We start from the raw sequence: 19015 nt of genomic DNA on the forward strand, positions 1-19015 counted from the left end.
ATGCGTTCGCTGCCGATTACAATTGTTTACGTTTTGCAAGCCATTGTTGCAAATACGTTTACAGATTAACGGACTGGTAAGAAAAACACTCATCGGTTGCGCGGCATTTGTGGAAAAGTCTGTGGACAACCAGACATCCACGGTGTGATGCGGCGAGGCGAAAAGGAGGAGAGTGCCCCATGCAAAAGGGTTTTCTGTCGGATGAGACGAGCAGCGGGGCGATGGGCTGGGTGCCGCGCGCGGCCCTCAACTATCTCGCACATACCGAAGGAGGCACCTCGATCCGGGCGCTGGCGCGCAAGGCCGGATGCCACGCCTCGACCGTTTCGCGCCAGGTGCGCGCCTTCGAGGCACGGCGCGACGACCTGCTTGTCGATGAGGCGCTGCGCCGCCTCGGCAAGCAGGTGGCCGAGATCGCGGGAACCGGTTCACCGACAAAGGAGACCCCGATGCCTTGCAGCCCCGATCGACCCGATACCGCAGAAAACGCCCTGACCAAAACCCGTTTGCACACGGAAGCGCGGCGGGTTTTGCGGCGCTTGTGCGAAAGCGGTGCGCTTCTGGCCGTGGCCGCGGACATGGACAAAGCCGTTGTGCTGCGCGAGCAGCCGCACGGTTCCAGCCGGACCGCGATCGTCGACCGGGACGTGGCCGAGGCGATGGCATTGAAGGGCTGGATCACCTGTGATGCCCCAGGCCGTGTGTCGCGCTATCGTATCAGCGGGGCAGGGCGCACGGCACTGGCACATCTTCTGGCGGAGGTGGAAAACGAGCTGCAGGCCCGTAAGGGGCGCGAGCCCGCGCCGGCCCTTTTCGACGATGAGGAAGAAGAGACCGCCGCACGGCCCCGCATGCGTTATGGCGCGCCGGAGTCGCCGCTTGTCTGTCTGGCGCGGCGGCGCGACAGGGACGGCGCGAGATTTCTATCCGATGAGCTTGTGCGGGCGGGCGAACGGCTTCGCGAGGATTTCGAGATAGCCCAGATGGGACCGCGCACCGGGCAAAGCTGGGACGAGTTCCTGAGCGATGCGACGCCTCTGCCGGTGCCAGACAGCCGCGCGCGCAGTGAAGCGGCGGCGCGTGCGCGGGTTACCGGCGCGCTGCGCGATCTGGGGCCGGGTCTGGGCGACGTGGTTCTGCGCTGTTGTTGCTATCTCGAAGGGCTGGAAACGGCGGAAAAAAAGATGGGCTGGTCGGCGCGCTCGGGCAAGATCGTGCTGCGGATCGCACTGCAGCGGCTCAAACGGCATTACGACGCCTTGGGGGACGCGGCCGGTTTGATGGGTTAGCCGCCGACGAGCCAGCCGACACCGAAGGCCACAAAAGCGCAGACAGTTCCGACCGAGACGGTCTCGCTGACGCAGCGCAGAATTCGTTCGCCGGTTGCGTTCCAGCGCAGCATTCCCAACGCGACAAGTGCCGAAAAGGTCGTAACGACGGACAGAAAGAAGGTCTGCTGCGTTGGCTCCATCAGGAAATAGGGCACGAGCGGGATCGAGCCGAACATCACGAACGATCCGAAGGTGAAAAGCCCGTTCAGCACCGGGCTTTCCTCGTCGGGGTCCTGCATCCCGAATTCGTAGGTCATCATAAGGTCCGCCATGATTTCGGGATGACGCGACAGGATGCCGGCGGCGGTATCGGCCTCTCCGGCGGGCAGGCCGCGCTGGCGCAGGATTTCGAACAACTCCATGCGTTCCTGTTCGGGGTTTTCCTGGATCTCGCGCAATTCGCTGGCGCGGCGCGAGCGGTAGAGATCGTGCTGAGAGCGCGCGGAGAGAAATTCGCCCATGCCCATGCTGACCGCGTCGGCGAAAAGGTTGGCGAGACCGAAGACCAGCACGGCCATGCCACCGATCTGCGCGACTCCGTCGGCCTGCGCGCCGGCGAACCCCGCGACGATGGCAAAGGTCGTGACGATCCCGTCATTGCCGCCATAGACGATCTGCTTGAGGAATTCCTGCGTTTGATTGAGCCTGTGCGCCTCGCGCCTGTGCACCTGCCAGTCCATGTCATCCCCGTCGCGACCGCGTGGCCTAGAATAACGGCTGCGGGTCGGACCGCAACGGCGATCCGACCTGAAAAAGGCCAAGCGGTGGGTACTCGTTACATGTAAACGCGACCTGTCCGCGCAGGATCTGACCGCGCAACTGGTACTTCCCACCGCCGATGACTATAGATAAAGGATCTTACCAAACGATTTGCGGGGAATAAGCCGTGCGAGACCTCAAAATCCCCGGACAGCGTCACCCCGAAAAGGCGCACCGTCCGGACAACGCGCAACCCAAGAAACCCGACTGGATCCGCGTCAAGGCGCCCACGTCGAAAGGGTATCGCGAGACGCACAAGATCATTCGCGAGCATAAGCTTGTGACGGTCTGCGAAGAGGCGGGCTGTCCCAATGCCGGGGAGTGCTGGGCGCAGGGTCATGCAACCATGATGATCATGGGCGAGATCTGCACGCGCGGTTGCACCTTCTGCAACATTGCGACCGGCAAGCCGCAGACCCTCGATGTTTTCGAGCCGGGCCGCGTGGCGGATGCGGTGGAGAAACTGGGGCTTAATCACGTGGTTGTGACGTCGGTCGACCGGGACGATCTGGAAGACGGCGGCGCAGAGCATTTCGCGCAAACGATCCGCGCGATCCGGCATCGCAGCCCCGGCACGACGATTGAGATCCTGACGCCCGATTTTCTTCATTGCGCGCCGTCGGTTCTGGAAATCGTGGTCGAGGCGCGTCCGGATGTGTTCAACCACAACCTCGAAACCGTGCCCGGCCTTTATCCCGAGGTAAGGCCCGGCGCGCGGTATTTTCACAGCCTGCGTCTGCTACAAAGGGTCAAGGAGCTTGATCCGACGATGTTCACAAAGTCGGGAATCATGGTTGGCCTTGGCGAGGACCGGCAGGCCGTACATCAGGTCATGGATGATATGCGTGCGGCGGATGTGGATTTCCTGACCGTTGGTCAGTACCTTCAGCCCACGCCCAAGCATCACGCAGTCGACCGTTTCGTCACGCCCGAGGAGTTCGCAGCTTACGAGAAGGCTGCCTATGGCAAGGGATTCCTCATGGTGTCCGCCACACCGCTGACGCGATCCTCCTATCATGCCGGAGACGATTTCGCGAAACTGCGCGAAGCGCGGCTCGCGCGTTTGGGATAGTCCCGGCACGGGACAAAACGTTCGCGACAAAGAAAAACACCGGTCAAACTGCCGGTGTTTTTTCATGTTCCGTCGTCGGTTGACGGGATCCTAGCGGCCCCAGCTGCGGACCGGACCGCAGTCCATATGAACGAAATTCGATCCCGAGTAACGTCCGACGCCACCGCCACGGCAGGACACCGCCGCACGATACATCTGGCTGACCGAGCGCGAATTGAGCCGTAGATCCGCCGCTTGGCCGCGCAGGTGCCGCGAATTCTTCGCCACACCGCTCGAGCGGGCGCGCAGCATCGCGTTCGTTTTCGGGCTGCGATATCCGGAAAGAAGCAAATAGGGCTCGTTCACATCCATCAGGTTGTGAGCAGCCGCCATGATGTCGAGGGTGCGAAGGTCGATGTTGTGCACATCGTTGGTTCGCCAGTCACGCATGAAGAGATTGATCTCGCGCACCGCGTCCTTGATGTAGTCGCCTTCGATCCAGTAAATCGTGTCGATTTTCTCACCGGTTCGGGGCGATGCCATTTTGAGGCGGCGAATGTCTCCTGCACCTCGAAGGAACCCTGCTGCGTTGCTGAATGTCGGGGCTGCGGACACTGCCGTTGCTGCAAAAGCGCCCAATAACGCGCGCCGCGTCATGCCCAAAGAGCTGTCGTCAGTCATATATCTAGCGCCTGTCCCGTCGCTTACCTGTTTTGCCGCTTTGCGCGGCACTGCCATCTCATCCCCAGATGTGGAACTTCTATGCCATATCGAGAATCGGTTACCAAGGGGTGAAGTTGGCACACGCGCCGAGAGCAACAATTTTCGGCAGAATCTTGCGCATTTTTTCCGCAGTCGTGTCCGAATTGCGTGACACCTGCGACCCTGCTACCGCAGGAAGGTCAATGATTTCAGTACGCAAGCAAATTTGATTGGACAAGTTCGGCCGCAATAGGGACTCATGGTCGAGCGCCGTCATTCGCGGCACCTGAGTATGTTGAAGAAGAGGGATCATGGGTCATTCACACGAGTTTGCCGCATCGCGCGCAACCATTGGTAAAGCGTACGGACAGTCTGCAACCCCGGTATTTCAGCGCAAGACGCGCCAATTCGCGCGAATTCTGACCATTTTGGTATTTTCGATCGGGTTTTTGGCGCTTCTGGCCCTTCCGGCCTTTGCGCAGGTCACGGCATTCAAACAGGCGGTCGCCGAGGCCGCGTCGGACGACCGCGATCTCGCCGCCTTTTATCAGGCCAATGGATATGCCGGTATCTGGACGGATCCGGACGCCGATCGGGGACGTCGACAGGCGCTCTTCCAGGCGCTGGCAGATACGCCGGCGCACGGGCTGCCCGCCGCGCGCTATGAGACCGACGCGCTGATGGCGCAACTTCGGGACGCCCGCAGCCCCCGCGATCTCGGCTTTGCCGAAGTGGCTATGAGCAAGACCTTCCTGCGGCTTGCCCGGGATCTTCAGACCGGCGTGTTGATCCCGTCGCGCTTGGTCGGCGATATCAAGCGCGAGGTGCCTTATCGCGACCGCCAGACCTATATCACCGGCTTGCTCGATAGCGATCCGTACGCCTTTTTCCGCGCCTTGCCGCCGAAGACCAATGAATATGCGCGCCTGATGAAGGAGCGGATGCGTCTGGAGCGTCTCGTGGCCGATGGCGGGTGGGGCGAAACCGTCGCTGCTGCATCACTGGAACCCGGTGCCCGGGGCGCGTCCGTCGTGGCGCTGCGTAACCGGCTTTTGCGCATGGGTTTCCTGTCGCGGACCGCGACGCAGACCTATGACGCCGATATCGAGGCAGCCGTGCGCGCGTTTCAGGAGGCCCATGGTCTGGAGGCGGACGGCGTCGCAGGCTCCTCCACCATCGACGAGATTAACACGCCCGCAACCGAGAGGCTCAAATCGATCCACGTGGCGATGGAGCGGGAGCGCTGGCTCAACCTGCCAGAGGGTCGGGGCAAGCGCCACATCCTTGTAAATCTCACGGATTTCACGGCCCGGATCATGGACGACGATCATGAGACCTTCCGCACGCGTTCTGTGATCGGCAAGAATTCCGACGGTCGGCGCAGCCCGGAATTTTCGGACGTCATGGAGCACATGGTGATCAATCCGACCTGGCATGTGCCACGGTCGATCGCGGTCAAGGAATACCTGCCGATGATGAAGCGCAACCGCAACGCCGCGAGCCACCTTCGGCTCGTGGATTCGCGCGGACGCACGGTCAATCGCGGGTCGGTGAATTTCTCTCGCTACAATGCGCGGAACTTTCCCTTTGCGATCAAACAGCCGCCCTCAAGCCGAAACGCGCTTGGTCTGGTGAAGTTCATGTTCCCGAACAAGTACAACATTTACCTGCATGACACGCCGGCGAAGAACCTCTTTGAACGCGAAATGCGCGCCTACAGCCACGGCTGTATCCGGCTCGCGCAGCCGTTCGAGTTCGCCTACACGCTTCTTGCCGCGCAGGAGGATGACCCCAAGGCCGCGTTTCACCGTGTTCTGAACACCGGGCGCGAAACCCGGGTCAACCTCGAACAGCACGTCCCGGTTCATATCATATATCGCACGGTCTTCACGCAGGCAAAGGGACCGGTGAATTACCGCAAGGACATCTACGGGCGGGACGCGCGCATCTGGTCGGCTTTGAGCCAAGCAGGGGTTTCGCTGGCCGACGTTCGGGGATAAACGGAACCCCGAAACAAGGGGTGACGCATGTCCTATTCCATCCGCGAGATCGCCGCGTCGCTGGGCGCCACGGCCCTTGGAGACGATAGCATCGAGATCGACGGCGTGGCCGAGCCCGCCGATGCCGGGCCGCGGGACCTCGCGCTGGCGATGAAACCAGCTTATGCAGAAGCGTTGCCGCAGGGCCAGGCGCGCGCGGCACTTGTCTGGGACGGAGCCGACTGGCAGAGCTTCGGTCTTTCAGCCGCGATCGTCGCGCCGCGGCCGCGCTATGTGATGTCCGGTCTCACAACCCTTTTCGACCCTGGCCAAGGTTGGGAGACAGGGATCCATCCGTCCGCCGTGATCCATGACACCGCCGAGCTGGGCGAAGGCGTCTCGGTCGGGCCGATGGCGGTGATTTGTGCCGGCGCGCGGATCGGCGCGGGCACTGTGATCGGACCACAAGCTTTTGTTGGTAAAGACGCGACCATCGGCGCAGACGGTTTTTTGCGCGAAGGGGCGCGGATCGGCGCACGGGTCACGATCGGCGACCGATTCATCGCACAGCCCAACGCAGTGGTAGGCTCAGACGGCTTTTCCTACGTGACGCCGGACATCTCGGGGGTCGAGCGCGCACGGCAGACCCTTGGCGACCAGGGCGAGATCGCCGCGCAATCCTATGTGCGCATTCACAGTCTCGGCGCAGTGCGCATCGGCGACGACGTGGAATTGGGGGCGCATGTTTCCCTCGATCGGGGCACGATCCGTGACACGGTGATTGGCGACCGGACGAAAATCGACAACCTCGTGCAGATTGGTCATAACTGCGTCATCGGCGCAGATTGCCTGATCTGCGGGCAGGCGGGATTGGCCGGGTCGGTGACCGTCGGCAATAACGTGGTCCTGGCCGGACAGACGGGCGTGGCCGACAATATCTTCATCGGCGACAACGTCATCACCGGCGGTGGCACCAAGGTGCTGGCCAATGTGCCGGCTGGTCGGGTCATGCTGGGCTATCCCGCGATGAAGATGGATGCCCAGATGGACGTCTATAAAGGACTGCGCCGTCTCAAGAGGCTTTTTGCGGATGTGGCCGACCTGAAGAAAACGGTTTCAAACCAACCGCGGAATGACTAAATCCTCCGCGACGAAGCAATCGGGATACAACGCATGGACAGCAGCGCCGTCAACATCAGAGACCGCGTGATCGACATCATCGCCGAGCAGGCCGTGCTGGAGCCTTCGGATGTGACGATGGACAGCACGTTGGAAGATCTGGGAATCGACAGTCTGGGCCTTGTGGAAAGCATCTTCGCCATTGAAGAGGCGTTCGACATCTCCGTGCCGTTCAACGCGAACGCGCCGGAAGAGAGCGAGTTCGACATCTCCACGGTGTCTTCCATTGTCGCGGGCATCGAGAAATTGGTGGCGGAACAACACACGTGAAGCGGGTTGTCATCACCGGCGCGGGTACGATCAATGCGCTGGGACAGAATGTGTCGGCCACTCTTGAAGCGATGCGGGAAGGGCGCTGCGGTATCGGGCCGCTGGAATTTCCCGATGTTGACCGGCTTTCGATCAAGATCGGGGGGCAGGTCAAGGGCTATGACCCCACCGATCGGTTCAACCGTCAGCAACTATCGCTTTACGACCGCTTCACGCAGTTCACGCTGATCGCCGCGCGCGAAGCCATCGGGCAGGCCGGTCTGGAATTTTCCGGCGACCTGGCGGCTCGGGCCGGTGTCGTTCTGGGAAACTCGGGCGGCGGTATGACCACGCTCGACGAGAATTATCGATCTGTCTACGAAGACGGTAAGAACAGGGTGCATCCCTTCGTGGTGCCCAAGCTGATGAACAACGCCGCCGCCAGCCATGTGTCGATGGAGTTCAACCTTAAGGGACCGTCCTTTACCGTCTCGACCGCTTGCGCATCGTCGAACCACGCCATGGCGCAGGCCTTCCAGATGGTGCATGGCGGGCTGACGCCGGTGATGGTCACGGGTGGGTCTGAATCGATGCTGTGTTTCGGCGGGGTGAAAGCCTGGGAAGGTCTGCGGGTCATGTCGAAAGATGGCTGCCGGCCGTTCTCGGCCAACCGCAACGGCATGGTACAGGGCGAGGGCGCAGGCGTGTTCGTGTTTGAAGAACTTGAACATGCAAAGCGGCGCGGTGCCGAAGTCCTCGCCGAAGTGGCGGGGTTTGCCATGTCCTCGGACGCCGCCGACATCGTCATGCCCTCGAAAAACGGTGCGGCGCGGGCGATCAAGGGCGCGCTTCAGGACGCACGTATCGCACCGGGCGAAGTTGGATACATCAACGCGCATGGCACCGGTACGGCCGCCAATGACAAAACCGAAAGCGCGGCCGTGGCAGACGTGTTCGGCGCGCATGCTGACCGGCTGCTGATCTCCTCGACCAAGTCGATGCATGGCCATCTGATCGGCGGTACCGGCGCTGTAGAGCTTCTGGCCTGCATTATGGCGCTGCGCGACGGGATCGTGGCGCCCACCATTGGCTATGAGGAACCCGATCCGGAATGTGCACTGGACGTAGTGCCCAACGAAGCGCGCGAAGCCAAGGTTGAGGTGGCGCTGTCTAATGCCTTCGCCTTTGGAGGCCTCAACGCCGTCCTGGCTCTCAAGCGATTTAGCTGATTGCAAGCTCTGGATGCGCCACGCGGGCCTTAGCGACTAAGGGCGCGGCCCGCAAAACTTCCAAGCTACCGGCCATAAAAAACGCCGCCCCGGTGAAAGGGCGGCGGCATGTCTTGGTCAAGGGCTGGAAGCCTCAGTTCTCGATAACGGAGGCTTCATTATAGGCTGCGGTGAAGCCGTTGAGCGAGGCCTTGATCGCAACTGTCTGATCAGGTGCCTGCGCCGGAACAATCACGAGCGTCGCTTCTGCGCCTGCCTTGAAGGCCGCTACGTCCGCCGCTGTGAACCCGATGCGCGCAAAGCAGCCCGCCATTGAACAGAACGAGAAGTTGTAGCCCTTTGCCGGGCCGCTATCCACGGCAATCTTCAGCCCCTCGGGCAGCAGCGTGCCGAGCGGTACGGCGATGGTTGCCCCGGCCACGGCCTGGCTATTGCCCGGTAGCTTGAAGAGGCTGAATTCGGCCACTGGATTCCCGCCTTCCTCGCGCAGAAGCTGGTACATCTGACAGGGGTCCTCTCCGGCATCGGTCCGGAAACATTGCAGCTGCCAATCGCCGTATTCGTCGCGGATATAAGAGGGATCCTCGGCGACCTCCTGGCCCATATCGAGTTCTTGGGCAGGATCGGACTCGGGTGTTTCGGTCTCCGCTGTTTCAGACGCTTCCGGCTCGGCGGCAGTTTCCGCCTCGGGTGCGTCGGTCGATGGGGCCTCGGCGTCTTGCGCCCAAAGGGCTGAGCCGAGGCTCAGCAGGACGAGAACGGGCAGGGTACGGATAAAAGCGGGCATGTTGTCCCCTAAAGATTGCGTAAAAAGGAAGTGGCAGGGGCGTCGGGCCGACCCCCCGCCGGCTGCGCAGATAAAACCTCAGCCGCCGCGGGGTTGCAAGGCGGTTTTGCCTGACGGCGCGGTCTCGGGAAGTTGGTCGATAAGGAAGAAAAAAGGAAGAGTAACCCGAAGGTCGCTCTTCCTCTTTTCTCCCTGTCGGACTGGCCGACTTAGTCATTGATGGTGACGCTAGGACAGATCCGAAAGACCGTCAACAGGGAAGATCAAAAAAAGTGATGACATCATCAATGCAGGAACTAAGCGTCTGAAAAAGAGGAGCATTCGGCGCAGATGCGAACTGTTTTGTGCCGCCGCCAATGGCGAAAAAGGGCCGCACCACAAGGGCGCGGCCAGTCTGACAGGGAGGAAGTTGCCCCGAGACCAAGAGGACATGAGGCCCGGAGCGAGATAAATACTGGCAGGAAATCGTTAAGTTAGTATGTTCACACCGTGAAAACTTCATGGCGGGAGAGAAAAGCGTTGGAAAACAAGGTATTCGTGGGCGGAGGCGGCGAGGAATACGCAACGCCCCAGGGGCTGACGCTGAAATACGCCAACCGGCACGGGCTGATCGCGGGCGCAACCGGCACCGGCAAGACCGTCACGCTACAAATCCTTGCCGAAGGGTTTTCCGCAGCCGGCGTGCCCGTTTTTCTTTCCGACGTGAAAGGGGATTTGTCCGGTCTCGCCGCCGCGGGATCGCCCGAGTTCAAGCTACACGATGCCTTTCAGAAGCGCGCGGGGATCATCGGCTTCGACGACTATCGCTACGAGGCATTTCCGGTCACGTTTTGGGATCTCTTCGGCGCGCAAGGCCATCCGGTGCGCGCCACCGTGGCTGAAATGGGTCCTCTACTGCTGTCGCGGCTCATGGAGCTGTCGGACGCGCAGGAGGGCGTGATCAACATTGCCTTCCGCGTGGCGGACGAACAGGGTCTTCCGCTGCTGGACCTCAAGGACCTGCAGGCGCTACTGGTTTGGGTCGGGGAGAATGCCAAGGAACTCAGCCTGCGCTACGGCAATGTCTCGTCGCAATCAGTCGGCACGATCCAGCGGTCGCTTCTGGTTCTCGAAAACCAGGGCGGCGCACAGTTCTTTGCCGAGCCGGCGCTCGACCTGGATGATTTGCTGCGCCGCGCTCCGGACGGGCGCGGGCAGATCAACATCCTGGCCGCGGACAAGCTCATGGGGGCGCCGCGGCTTTACGCAACCTTCCTGCTCTGGCTTCTCAGCGAGCTTTTCGAAACGCTGCCCGAGGTCGGGGACCCTGACAAGCCGAAGCTCGTGTTCTTTTTCGACGAGGCGCACCTTCTCTTTGAGGACGCCCCGAAAGCGCTTGTAGACAAGGTCGAGCAGGTGGCCCGGTTGATCCGGTCCAAAGGCGTTGGTGTCTATTTCATCACCCAGAATCCGGACGATGTACCCGAAGATATCCTCGGCCAGCTTGGCAACCGCTTTCAACACGCGCTGCGCGCGTTCACGGCGCGGGACCGCAAGGCGCTCGAAAGGGCGGCGGAAACCTACAGGCCCAACAGCCGGTTCGATACCGCGGATGCGATCCGCGATGTGGGCGTGGGCGAAGCGGTGACCTCGATGCTGGAAGACAAGGGCGTGCCGGGCATCGTGGAACGCACGCTGATCCGCCCGCCGTCCTCCAAACTTGGGCCGATCAACGACGCTGCGCGCGCCGAGGTACTTTCAACCTCACCGGTTGCGGGCAAGTACGAGACGCCGCTCGACCGTGAATCGGCGTTCGAAATCCTGGCGGAACGGGCCGAGAAGGCGGCGCGCGACGCCGCCCGCGCAGAAGAGCAGGCCGAAGCGGCAAGCGCCGCCGAGCGCGAGTTCAACGCAGGCCGCCGGTATTCCGGCACCAAGGTTGAGCGGTCGACCTCGCGCGGGCGCGGCAAGACCGAGAGCTTCGGCGAGGCCGTGGCGAATGTCGTTTTAAAAGAGCTCAAGGGTACCACTGGTCGCAGAATTGTGCGTGGCATACTCGGCGGCTTGTTCAAGGGCCGCTAGCACCGCGACGCCGAAATGCAGACGTGCATTTCCCACCGCACCTGCTAGCGTTGCGCGAAAATGGGGGATGATAAGCCATGACGGAGTCTGTTCAGACCGATACCGGAGGCGTTGTCACCTTCGGTATCCGGATTGACGGTGCGGAGATTTCCGACACCTACAAAGTGATCCGTGTCACCACCGAAGCAGGGCTGAACGCCGTTCCCAGTGCGGAGGTGACGCTGGCCGACGGGGATGTTTCCGAAGCCGACTTTCCTCTCAGTGCCACGTCGCAATTCGCACCCGGAAGGCGGATCGAGATAGCGGTGGGATACTCGGGAAAGAATACGCGGGCCTTCGCGGGCGTGATCCTAGGTCAAAAAATCTCGCTCACAGAGACTGGCGCATCCACTCTGACACTGAGCTGTCACGATGAGGCGCTGAAAATGACGCTATCCGGCCAGGCGGCGCAGTTCCACGATAGCACAGACGCCGACGTCATGGAGGCCATGATCACGAATGTTGGATTGCAGGCCGACATTTCAACGACCGGGTTGGTGCGGGAACATCATCTTCAGGGCGAAGCGACCGATTGGGACTATGTCCAAGGCCTGGCCCGCGCCAACGGTCACATCGTGCGAGTCGAAAACGCCATGGTGCATGTCGGTCCCCCGAAGTTTGATCAGCCACAGCTTTCCGTGGAGTACGGACGAACCCTTATCGAGCTCGATCTCGACCTGGATGCGACGTTTCAATGGGCGAGTGTTTCCGCCTCTGCTTGGAACCCCGTGTCCCGCGCCACCGAAACCGGCACGGCATCGGAGCCGTCTGTCAATGCACAAGGTAATCTCACCGGACAGGCTTTGGCGCAGGTGCTCGATCTGGAGGATCGGGCGCTCAGATCGTTCAGTCCGATTGGTCAGGAGGCCCTGAAAGCCTGGGCTGACGCGACGCTGCTGCGAAGCCGTCTTGCGCGCATACGCGGAACCCTGACCTGCCCTGGCAATTCGGGGCTTGGCGCCGATACGCTTCTTGAGATCAAGGACCTCGGCGCCCGGTTCAACTGGGCAGGCTACATTTCGAAAGTCGTTCACACCGTTTCGAATGGTTTCTGGACCAGCGCCGTCACACTGGGTCTGCCGCCTGACGCAGATACGTCGCGGCAGGGCGAGCGGCACGCCAGAGCTCCTGGCCTTCAGATCGCCAAGGTACTGCAGACCCACGAAGACCCCACCGGCGAACGGCGCATCAAGGTGGCGCTGCCCCTGATGCCCGACGCGCAATCGGGGATTTGGGTCCGCCTTGCCGCTCCTTACGCCAGCAGGAACGTGGGGTTCGATTTCCTGCCAGAGATTGGTGACGAGGTGGTGCTTGGATTTCTCGACGGAGATCCGAATGCCGGGATTATTCTGGGAGCCCTTCACAGGTCGCAATGGCCCGCACCCCTCACACCGGACGAGGCCAACAGCCGCAAGGCGATCGTGACGCGATCACAGATGACCATTGCGTTTGACGAGAATGACAAGGTGATGACCCTGAGCACCCCGGGCGGACACATGGTCAGGCTGAGCGACAAGGACGACCGCCTGACGTTGACCGACGGCCATGCCAATTCCGTCGAATTGCATCAGAAGGGGATCACGCTATCTTCGTCGCAGGATATCTCCATTCAGGCAAAAGGGGCCTTGCGGCTGTCTGGAACGGAAATCAGCGTCGAGGGTACGAACGTCACTGTCGAGGCCAAGGCGCGTCTGACCGCGACAGGCAGCGCGAGCGCCGAGCTCAGCTCGGCGGGAGACACCACCGTCAAAGGCACCACGGTGATAATCAACTGAAGCGGGAGAACCTGCATGCCACCAGCCGCACGACTGACAGACCAGCATAGCTGCCCGCAGGTAACGCCCGACGCGGTCCCTGTTCCCCATTAGGGCGGCGAAATCCTCGGCCCCGGAGAGCCGACCGTGCTGATCGGCGGATTGCCTGCGGCGACAACTGGTGACACCGCCGCCTGCGTCGGACCGCCCGATACGGTCACCGGCGGATCCACGACCGTTCTGATTGGGGGACGCCCGGCGGCTCGGGTCGGCGACGCGACCGCCCATGGCGGGACGATCGTATCTGGCTTTGCCAACGTGCTTATTGGCGGGTGATCGCGCGCCTGGATCGTTTAATCGCCGAGATGCTCTTGCAGAAACGCAGAGAAGGCGGCCCAGCTTTCGCTTTCGGCCCGTTCCTGGTACCGGTCACTACCGAAAACCGTGAATGCGTGCGGCGCACCGGAATAGACCTCAATCGTGTAAGTATTTCCTGACGCCTCAAGCTCTTTCGAGAACCGCGCGACATCGTCCATGGTTATGGAAGTGTCCGCACCGCCATGCAGGACGAGCACCGGCGGTTCATCTCCGTCCCATCCCTGACCTTCGGGCGTGGCAAGCCCGCCGTGGAAGGTGGCAAAGCCTGCCGCCATTTCGGCCCCGTCGCTGCGCGCCATCTCAAGCGTGACGGCCCCGCCGAAACAATAGCCCATCACCACCATGCCGGATGTATCCGAGCGCGCCTGCGCCTGTGCGATACCTTCATTCAACAAGGTGCGCATACGGTCGCGATCCTGATAAAGCGCTCCGGTAGCGGCGCGCCGGTGTTCGACCGTCTCGGTGGGCGTGTCTTGGCCGAACATGTCGAGCGCGAAGGCGTCATAGCCTATATCGGCCAACATGTCCGCGCGCCGCCGCTCATAGTCGGTCAGGCCGTCCCAATCGTGTACGATTAGCACAAGACCTTTCGGATCTTCCGCAGCAGCGAAATAGCCCCTAAAGGCCTCGCCCTTCATGTCATAAGACACATCCTCGGCCAAAACGGGCGTCGAAATGAGGCTGGCGATCGTGAGAGCGCGATACATCAGGCAAGGCCTCTTTTTTCTTCTAATAAAAAAATAGCTCGCCCGCGCGAAAGAACAACACGCAGCCCTTTACGAGAAAATGTCTGCGATTCCCATCGCCGTTCCCAACAAAGATGAACGGACCTGTCTCGAAAGTTCTGTGCGATTACCTTTTCAGGCAGTAGCGCGCGCCGCCATATATCACCGGAGCATGCTTGGGACAAAAGCCACTCGCACGTTCGACCGGACGCTCGATGACCTCGGAGCTGCGGCCAAGTTTCTGATCGGCGCAGGAGTTGATCCAGGCCGCATCCTGAGCGTTGACATTCGCGCCGGGTTCAATCCGGAGGAGGGTTTGCCCGCCCCACGGCTTCTCCACATAGCTCGCTTTGAACGCAGGCCATCCGCCGCGCCCAAGCTCGAACTTGCAATCCACCAGCGCTTCGCGCTGTTCGGTGACCGACAGGTAGCCATCGTTCCGCGAGCCGTCGACCGCGAGCGCCCCCTGCATCGACAGAAGAAACGTTGCGGCGGCAAGCTTGAAACAGTGTTTTCCTACCATGAAGGCCTCCTTTAAATCCGTTCGTCAAACCTCGTCCGACCATAGAGCGATCATCGCGGCGAATAAAAGCCTTAAAAGTGAATATTCTACGACGCTGCGCAAGCAGATCGCGTGTCGGGCAGTGTCAGCCTCTGATCTGCTGCAAGTCCGTCAGCAGCGCCTCGGACATCGCGCGGGCGCGCCGCACGCGACTGTTACTTAGCTTGCGGGTTTCGGCGCGGATCAATGCCTCGATTCCGAGAAAGAAAGGCAGGATCAGGCGGCGTTCACGATCGGTCAAGGCAAAGCTTTCCGCCATGGCGTCGAGACCGTCGGCATCCACTCCGAACCGCGAGCGTCCCGACGGTATCATGCCGCGCCGGCCCATATGCATCAGGAAGCGCGCCATATCCTTGTAGATGGGCAACGGACGCGATCCGCCGCAGTCGATGCCGGTCAGGCGGGTGCCCGCCGCGATAAGGTTGTTGGGATGGAAATCCCCGTGACTGATCGCAGCGCGCCACTTGCCGCCGTCAATGGTGGGCGCGAGACGTTTCAGTTCTTCCAGGATGGGCCGCTCGACGCGCCGCAAACGATTGAATGCTTGCGCTTTCGCGGCGCGCTCGGCGCGGGTAAGCCAACCGCCCGGCGCCGCGTCCACCTCTGATTCCGAGCTTTCGGTATAGGCGCGCAGCCACCGCGCAGCAGGCTGCAACCATTGCGCACGTTCTGGCGGATCGATGGCGTAGAAATGCTGCAAAAGCGGTGTGCCTGACACCTCGGCGACCGCGAGAACGCCGGCGCGTGGGGCATGGGCCAGCGGGGTACAGACCTGCGCGTCGCCTTCGCACATCATCGGCCAGACCCTGCGCAATTCAGCCCAGTCGCGCGCACAGGCGCCGGTATCGCCAAAATAGATGCGAAAGATCGCCGCCTCTTCCCCCAGCCGTCCGCGCAGCACAGCGCGCTTTCCCTCGACATAACGGATGACCTCGTAGGGTTCCGCCGGCGCAAGCGCCGGCGCCTCTTCCGCGGCGGCCATCAGGCGGGTCTGCACAGCCTCCAGCGCCGCCAGATCGGGCAGGGCCGGGGGGGTATCTCCGGTCTTGTCGGGTTGCGCCATGGCACGCATCCTTCCGCAACCCATTCGGGGCGTCAACCGAATTGAACCACTGCGCACAGATCGCTAAAGTGCCCGGACACGTCAGCAAAAGGACCGCCCCGCATGAGCGAGAAACCGATCACCGAGATGTCTTTCGAAGAAGCGATGAAAGCGCTCGAGGGCGTCGTCACACGGCTGGAACGGGGCGATGTGCCGCTGGAGGAATCGATCGATCTCTACGACCATGGTGCGCGGCTGAAGAAGCATTGCGAGGCCAAGCTCAAGGACGCCGAAGAGAAGGTCGCGGCAATCACGCTTGATGCAGATGGACAGCCCACGGGTACCACGCCTGTCGAGGGCATGTGAATGCTGCAAGACGCGCTGAGGCGCGACGGCGCGGCGATCCGGGCGTGCTTGACGGACATCTTGCCGGGCGATGCGGCCCTTGTGGCCGCGATGCGGCACGCGCTTTTCGGGGGCAAGGCGCTGCGCGGCTTTCTAGTGATGGAAACCGCACGCCTGCATGACATTTCCGAAGCCAGCGCGGTGTTTCCGGCCGCCGGGATAGAGGCGCTGCACGCCTATAGCCTTGTACACGATGACCTGCCCTGCATGGACGATGACGACCTGCGCCGCGGGCAGCCGACGGTTCATATCAAGTGGGACGAAGCGACCGCCGTGCTGGTCGGCGATGCCTTGCAGGCACTGGCATTCGAGCTGACGCTCGACCCGCGCGGACCCGCCGACGCGGCAGCACGGGCCGAACTTGCGTTGCGGCTGGCGCGCGCCTCCGGCAAGGACGGTATGGTCTTGGGCCAGGCGCTTGATATCGCAGCCGAAACCGCTGATCGCCCCTTGGACCTTGCCGAGATCACGGCGCTTCAGGCTGGCAAAACAGGGGCCCTGTTCGTCTATTCCGCAACGGCCGGCGCGGTGATGGCGCGGACCGACCCTGCGCCATTGGGCGGCTATGCGCGCGCGCTTGGACTTGCCTTCCAAATTCAGGACGACGTGATTGACGAGACGGGCGATGTGGACCGTGTTGGAAAGGCCGTGGGCAAAGACGCCGCTGCGGGCAAGGCCACGTTCGTCTCGCTTCTCGGCCTCGACGGGGCGAAGCGCCGCGCCGAAGAGCTTGTGACAGAAGCCTGCGACGCCCTATCTGAGTACGGAAAGCGCGCAGAAACCTTGCGGGCGCTGGCCCGCTTCGTTATCTCGCGCGAGATCTGAGCCATTGACCGCCAAGGAGGGCCCGATGACCCGGCCCCAGACCCCGCTTCTCGACACCGTCAGAATACCTGCCGATCTCAAGCCGCTCTCGGACCGGCAACTGGTGCAGCTGGCGCAGGAATTGCGCTCGGAGACGATCGCGGCGGTTTCTGAGACCGGCGGACATCTTGGTGCGGGACTTGGTGTGGTGGAGCTTACAGTGGCGCTGCATCACGTGTTCGATGCGCCGCGCGACAAGATCATCTGGGATGTCAGCCACCAGTGCTATCCGCACAAGATCCTCACCGGGAGGCGGGACCGGATCCGCACAATCCGCCAGAAGGGCGGGCTGTCGGGCTTCACCAAGCGCGCGGAGTCGCCCTATGACCCGTTCGGGGCGGCGCATAGCTCCACATCAATTTCCGCCGCGCTGGGATTTGCGGTCGCGCGTGATCTTGGAGGGGTATGCGAGACCGGGCATGGCGACGCCATCGCCGTGATCGGAGATGGCGCGATGTCCGCCGGCATGGCCTTCGAGGCGATGAATCACACGGGGCATCTGGGCAAGCGCCTGATCGTGATCCTCAATGACAACGAGATGTCGATCGCGCCGCCCGTTGGCGCGCTGTCATCCTATTTGTCCCGCCTATATGCCGGTGAACCCTTTCAGGAATTCAAAGCGGCTGCCAAGGGCGCGGTGTCTTTGCTTCCCGAACCCTTCCAGGAAGGTGCGCGTCGCGCCAAGGAAATGCTCAAGGGTATGGCCGTCGGCGGCACGCTTTTCGAAGAATTGGGCTTTTCCTATGTGGGTCCGATCTACGGGCATGACATGGATCAGCTTTTGCCGGTACTTCGCACGGTCAGGGCGCGCGCGACCGGGCCCATGCTTATCCATGTGCTGACAAAGAAAGGCAAAGGATACGCTCCGGCCGAAGAGGCGATGGATGGCGGCCATGCCACCGCCAAATTTGACCTTGTCACCGGAGAGCAAAAGAAAGCCCCGTCGAACGCCCCGAGCTATACCAAGGTTTTCGGCGAAGCGCTGGTCGCGCATGCCGCCGAGGATGACAAGATTTGCGCGATAACCGCCGCGATGCCGGGCGGGACGGGCATTGACCTGTTCGACAAGCGATATCCGTCACGGTGTTTCGATGTCGGCATTGCCGAACAACATGCGGTGACCTTTGCCGCCGGACTTGCCGCGGGCGGGATGAAACCGTTCTGCGCGCTTTATTCGACCTTTCTTCAACGGGGCTATGACCAGGTGGTCCACGATGTGGCCATTCAGAATCTGCCTGTGCGTTTTGCCATCGACCGTGCAGGGCTGGTGGGCGCCGATGGTGCGACCCACGCGGGAAGTTTCGATATCGCGTACTTGGCCTGTCTGCCGAATATGGTGATTATGGCCGCCGCAGACGAAGCTGAACTCAAACACATGGTCGCCACCGCTGTCGCGCATGATCAAGGCCCGATTGCCTTCCGCTATCCTCGCGGCGAAGGCGAAGGCGTGACCATGCCCGAGCGTGGCGAAGTGCTTGAGATTGGCAAAGGCCGGATCGTGCAGCGGGGCGGGCGCGTTGCAATCCTGTCCTTCGGGACACGTCTTGGCGAAGTGATCAAGGCGGCCGAGGCATTGTCTGCGCGGGGCATTACGCCCACGATTGCGGATGCGCGGTTCGCCAAGCCGCTCGACACTGAGATGGTGCTGGATCTGGCCGCACAGCACGAGGCCTTGATCACCATCGAGGAAGGGTCGGTCGGCGGGTTCGGCAGCCATGTGGCCCAATGCCTGGCCGAAGCGGCGGTGTTCGATACCGGGCTCAAGTTTCGCTCGATGGTCCTGCCGGACGCGTTTCTGGATCAATCAAGCCCGCCGGACATGTACGCCACCGCCGGTCTGCAGGCAAAAAACATCGAGGCGAAGGTGCTCGAGGTTCTGGGTGTGTCGCGCATCGACAGCCGACGCGCCTGAGCCCGGC

Annotated in this window: 19 protein-coding genes; 12 read left to right on the forward strand and 7 right to left on the reverse strand. The window is 61.8% G+C overall.

What is annotated here, in order from left to right:
• The first annotated feature begins 179 nt into the window (after positions 1-179).
• Positions 180-1289, forward strand: coding sequence for a DUF6456 domain-containing protein (locus EZV60_RS11155; protein WP_245306276.1), 1110 nt, complete (start codon positions 180-182; stop codon positions 1287-1289).
• On the opposite strand, the gene EZV60_RS11160 is transcribed toward EZV60_RS11155, so the two are convergent.
• The gene (locus EZV60_RS11160) at positions 1286-2011 is read right to left on the reverse strand and encodes a VIT1/CCC1 transporter family protein (protein ID WP_135505460.1); all 726 of its coding nucleotides are present in this window, start codon (positions 2009-2011) and stop codon (positions 1286-1288) included. The genes EZV60_RS11155 and EZV60_RS11160 overlap by 4 nt on opposite strands.
• Positions 2012-2217: 206 nt before the next feature.
• Between EZV60_RS11160 and lipA the strand changes: the two genes are divergently transcribed.
• The gene (gene lipA / locus EZV60_RS11165) at positions 2218-3162 is read left to right on the forward strand and encodes a lipoyl synthase (RefSeq protein WP_135505461.1); all 945 of its coding nucleotides are present in this window, start codon (positions 2218-2220) and stop codon (positions 3160-3162) included.
• A gap of 90 nt (positions 3163-3252) precedes the next feature.
• Here the strand turns inward: lipA and mepK are convergent, their stop codons facing one another.
• Together mepK and EZV60_RS11175 are read right to left on the reverse strand one after the other, a co-directional pair.
• Positions 3253-3822, reverse strand: coding sequence for a peptidoglycan L,D-endopeptidase MepK (mepK, locus tag EZV60_RS11170; protein WP_135505462.1), 570 nt, complete (start codon positions 3820-3822; stop codon positions 3253-3255).
• Positions 3823-3922: 100 nt separating this feature from the next.
• Positions 3923-4120 carry a hypothetical protein gene (locus EZV60_RS11175; RefSeq protein WP_135505463.1) on the reverse strand — a complete coding sequence of 66 codons (198 nt, stop codon included), beginning with the start codon at positions 4118-4120 and terminating at the stop codon, positions 3923-3925.
• 34 nt (positions 4121-4154) lie between these two features.
• Between EZV60_RS11175 and EZV60_RS11180 the strand changes: the two genes are divergently transcribed.
• Genes EZV60_RS11180 through EZV60_RS11195 form a run of 4 tightly spaced genes read left to right on the forward strand, consistent with a single transcriptional unit; the run spans position 4155 to position 8479 of the window.
• On the forward strand, positions 4155-5843 hold the full coding sequence (locus EZV60_RS11180) for a L,D-transpeptidase family protein (protein ID WP_135505464.1): 1689 nt from the start codon (positions 4155-4157) through the stop codon (positions 5841-5843).
• 27 nt (positions 5844-5870) lie between these two features.
• Positions 5871-6962, forward strand: a complete 1092-nt coding sequence (gene lpxD / locus EZV60_RS11185; RefSeq protein WP_135505466.1) for a UDP-3-O-(3-hydroxymyristoyl)glucosamine N-acyltransferase — start codon at positions 5871-5873, stop codon at positions 6960-6962.
• A 33-nt stretch (positions 6963-6995) separates the two neighbouring features.
• Positions 6996-7271 (forward strand): acyl carrier protein, encoded by a 276-nt coding sequence (locus EZV60_RS11190; RefSeq protein ID WP_135505467.1) that lies wholly within the window; start codon positions 6996-6998, stop codon positions 7269-7271.
• Positions 7268-8479 (forward strand): beta-ketoacyl-[acyl-carrier-protein] synthase family protein, encoded by a 1212-nt coding sequence (locus tag EZV60_RS11195; protein WP_135505469.1) that lies wholly within the window; start codon positions 7268-7270, stop codon positions 8477-8479. Before EZV60_RS11190 ends, EZV60_RS11195 begins: the two co-directional genes overlap by 4 nt.
• Positions 8480-8612: 133 nt before the next feature.
• Here the strand turns inward: EZV60_RS11195 and EZV60_RS11200 are convergent, their stop codons facing one another.
• Positions 8613-9266 carry an invasion associated locus B family protein gene (locus tag EZV60_RS11200; protein WP_135505471.1) on the reverse strand — a complete coding sequence of 218 codons (654 nt, stop codon included), beginning with the start codon at positions 9264-9266 and terminating at the stop codon, positions 8613-8615.
• A gap of 519 nt (positions 9267-9785) precedes the next feature.
• Between EZV60_RS11200 and EZV60_RS11205 the strand changes: the two genes are divergently transcribed.
• From EZV60_RS11205 to EZV60_RS19335, 3 genes are all read left to right on the forward strand, one after another.
• Positions 9786-11327: a helicase HerA-like domain-containing protein gene (locus EZV60_RS11205; protein WP_135505473.1), complete on the forward strand. Its 1542-nt coding sequence runs from the start codon at positions 9786-9788 to the stop codon at positions 11325-11327.
• A 77-nt stretch (positions 11328-11404) separates the two neighbouring features.
• A complete protein-coding gene (vgrG, locus tag EZV60_RS11210; protein ID WP_135505475.1) occupies positions 11405-13141 on the forward strand; it encodes a type VI secretion system tip protein VgrG in 1737 nt (578 codons plus the stop codon).
• A gap of 102 nt (positions 13142-13243) precedes the next feature.
• On the forward strand, positions 13244-13456 hold the full coding sequence (locus EZV60_RS19335) for a PAAR domain-containing protein (RefSeq protein ID WP_280952590.1): 213 nt from the start codon (positions 13244-13246) through the stop codon (positions 13454-13456).
• Positions 13457-13473: 17 nt separating this feature from the next.
• Here the strand turns inward: EZV60_RS19335 and EZV60_RS11220 are convergent, their stop codons facing one another.
• From EZV60_RS11220 to EZV60_RS11230, 3 genes are all read right to left on the reverse strand, one after another.
• Entirely contained in the window at positions 13474-14205 is a 732-nt protein-coding gene (locus EZV60_RS11220) for a dienelactone hydrolase family protein (RefSeq protein WP_135505477.1), read from the reverse strand.
• A 145-nt stretch (positions 14206-14350) separates the two neighbouring features.
• Positions 14351-14746 (reverse strand): hypothetical protein, encoded by a 396-nt coding sequence (locus EZV60_RS11225; RefSeq protein ID WP_135505479.1) that lies wholly within the window; start codon positions 14744-14746, stop codon positions 14351-14353.
• A 124-nt stretch (positions 14747-14870) separates the two neighbouring features.
• Positions 14871-15848: a phosphotransferase gene (locus tag EZV60_RS11230; RefSeq protein ID WP_167853512.1), complete on the reverse strand. Its 978-nt coding sequence runs from the start codon at positions 15846-15848 to the stop codon at positions 14871-14873.
• 102 nt (positions 15849-15950) lie between these two features.
• Here EZV60_RS11230 and EZV60_RS11235 point away from each other — a divergent pair, with 102 nt between their 5' ends.
• Genes EZV60_RS11235 through dxs form a run of 3 tightly spaced genes read left to right on the forward strand, consistent with a single transcriptional unit; the run spans position 15951 to position 19008 of the window.
• Entirely contained in the window at positions 15951-16193 is a 243-nt protein-coding gene (locus tag EZV60_RS11235; protein ID WP_135505483.1) for an exodeoxyribonuclease VII small subunit, read from the forward strand.
• Positions 16194-17057 (forward strand): polyprenyl synthetase family protein, encoded by an 864-nt coding sequence (locus tag EZV60_RS11240; protein ID WP_135505485.1) that lies wholly within the window; start codon positions 16194-16196, stop codon positions 17055-17057.
• 25 nt (positions 17058-17082) lie between these two features.
• Positions 17083-19008, forward strand: coding sequence for a 1-deoxy-D-xylulose-5-phosphate synthase (gene dxs / locus EZV60_RS11245; protein ID WP_135505487.1), 1926 nt, complete (start codon positions 17083-17085; stop codon positions 19006-19008).
• Positions 19009-19015 lie beyond the last annotated feature (7 nt).

The sequence above is a fragment of the Roseovarius aestuariivivens genome, assembly GCF_004761875.1.
Lineage (GTDB): Bacteria > Pseudomonadota > Alphaproteobacteria > Rhodobacterales > Rhodobacteraceae > Roseovarius > Roseovarius aestuariivivens.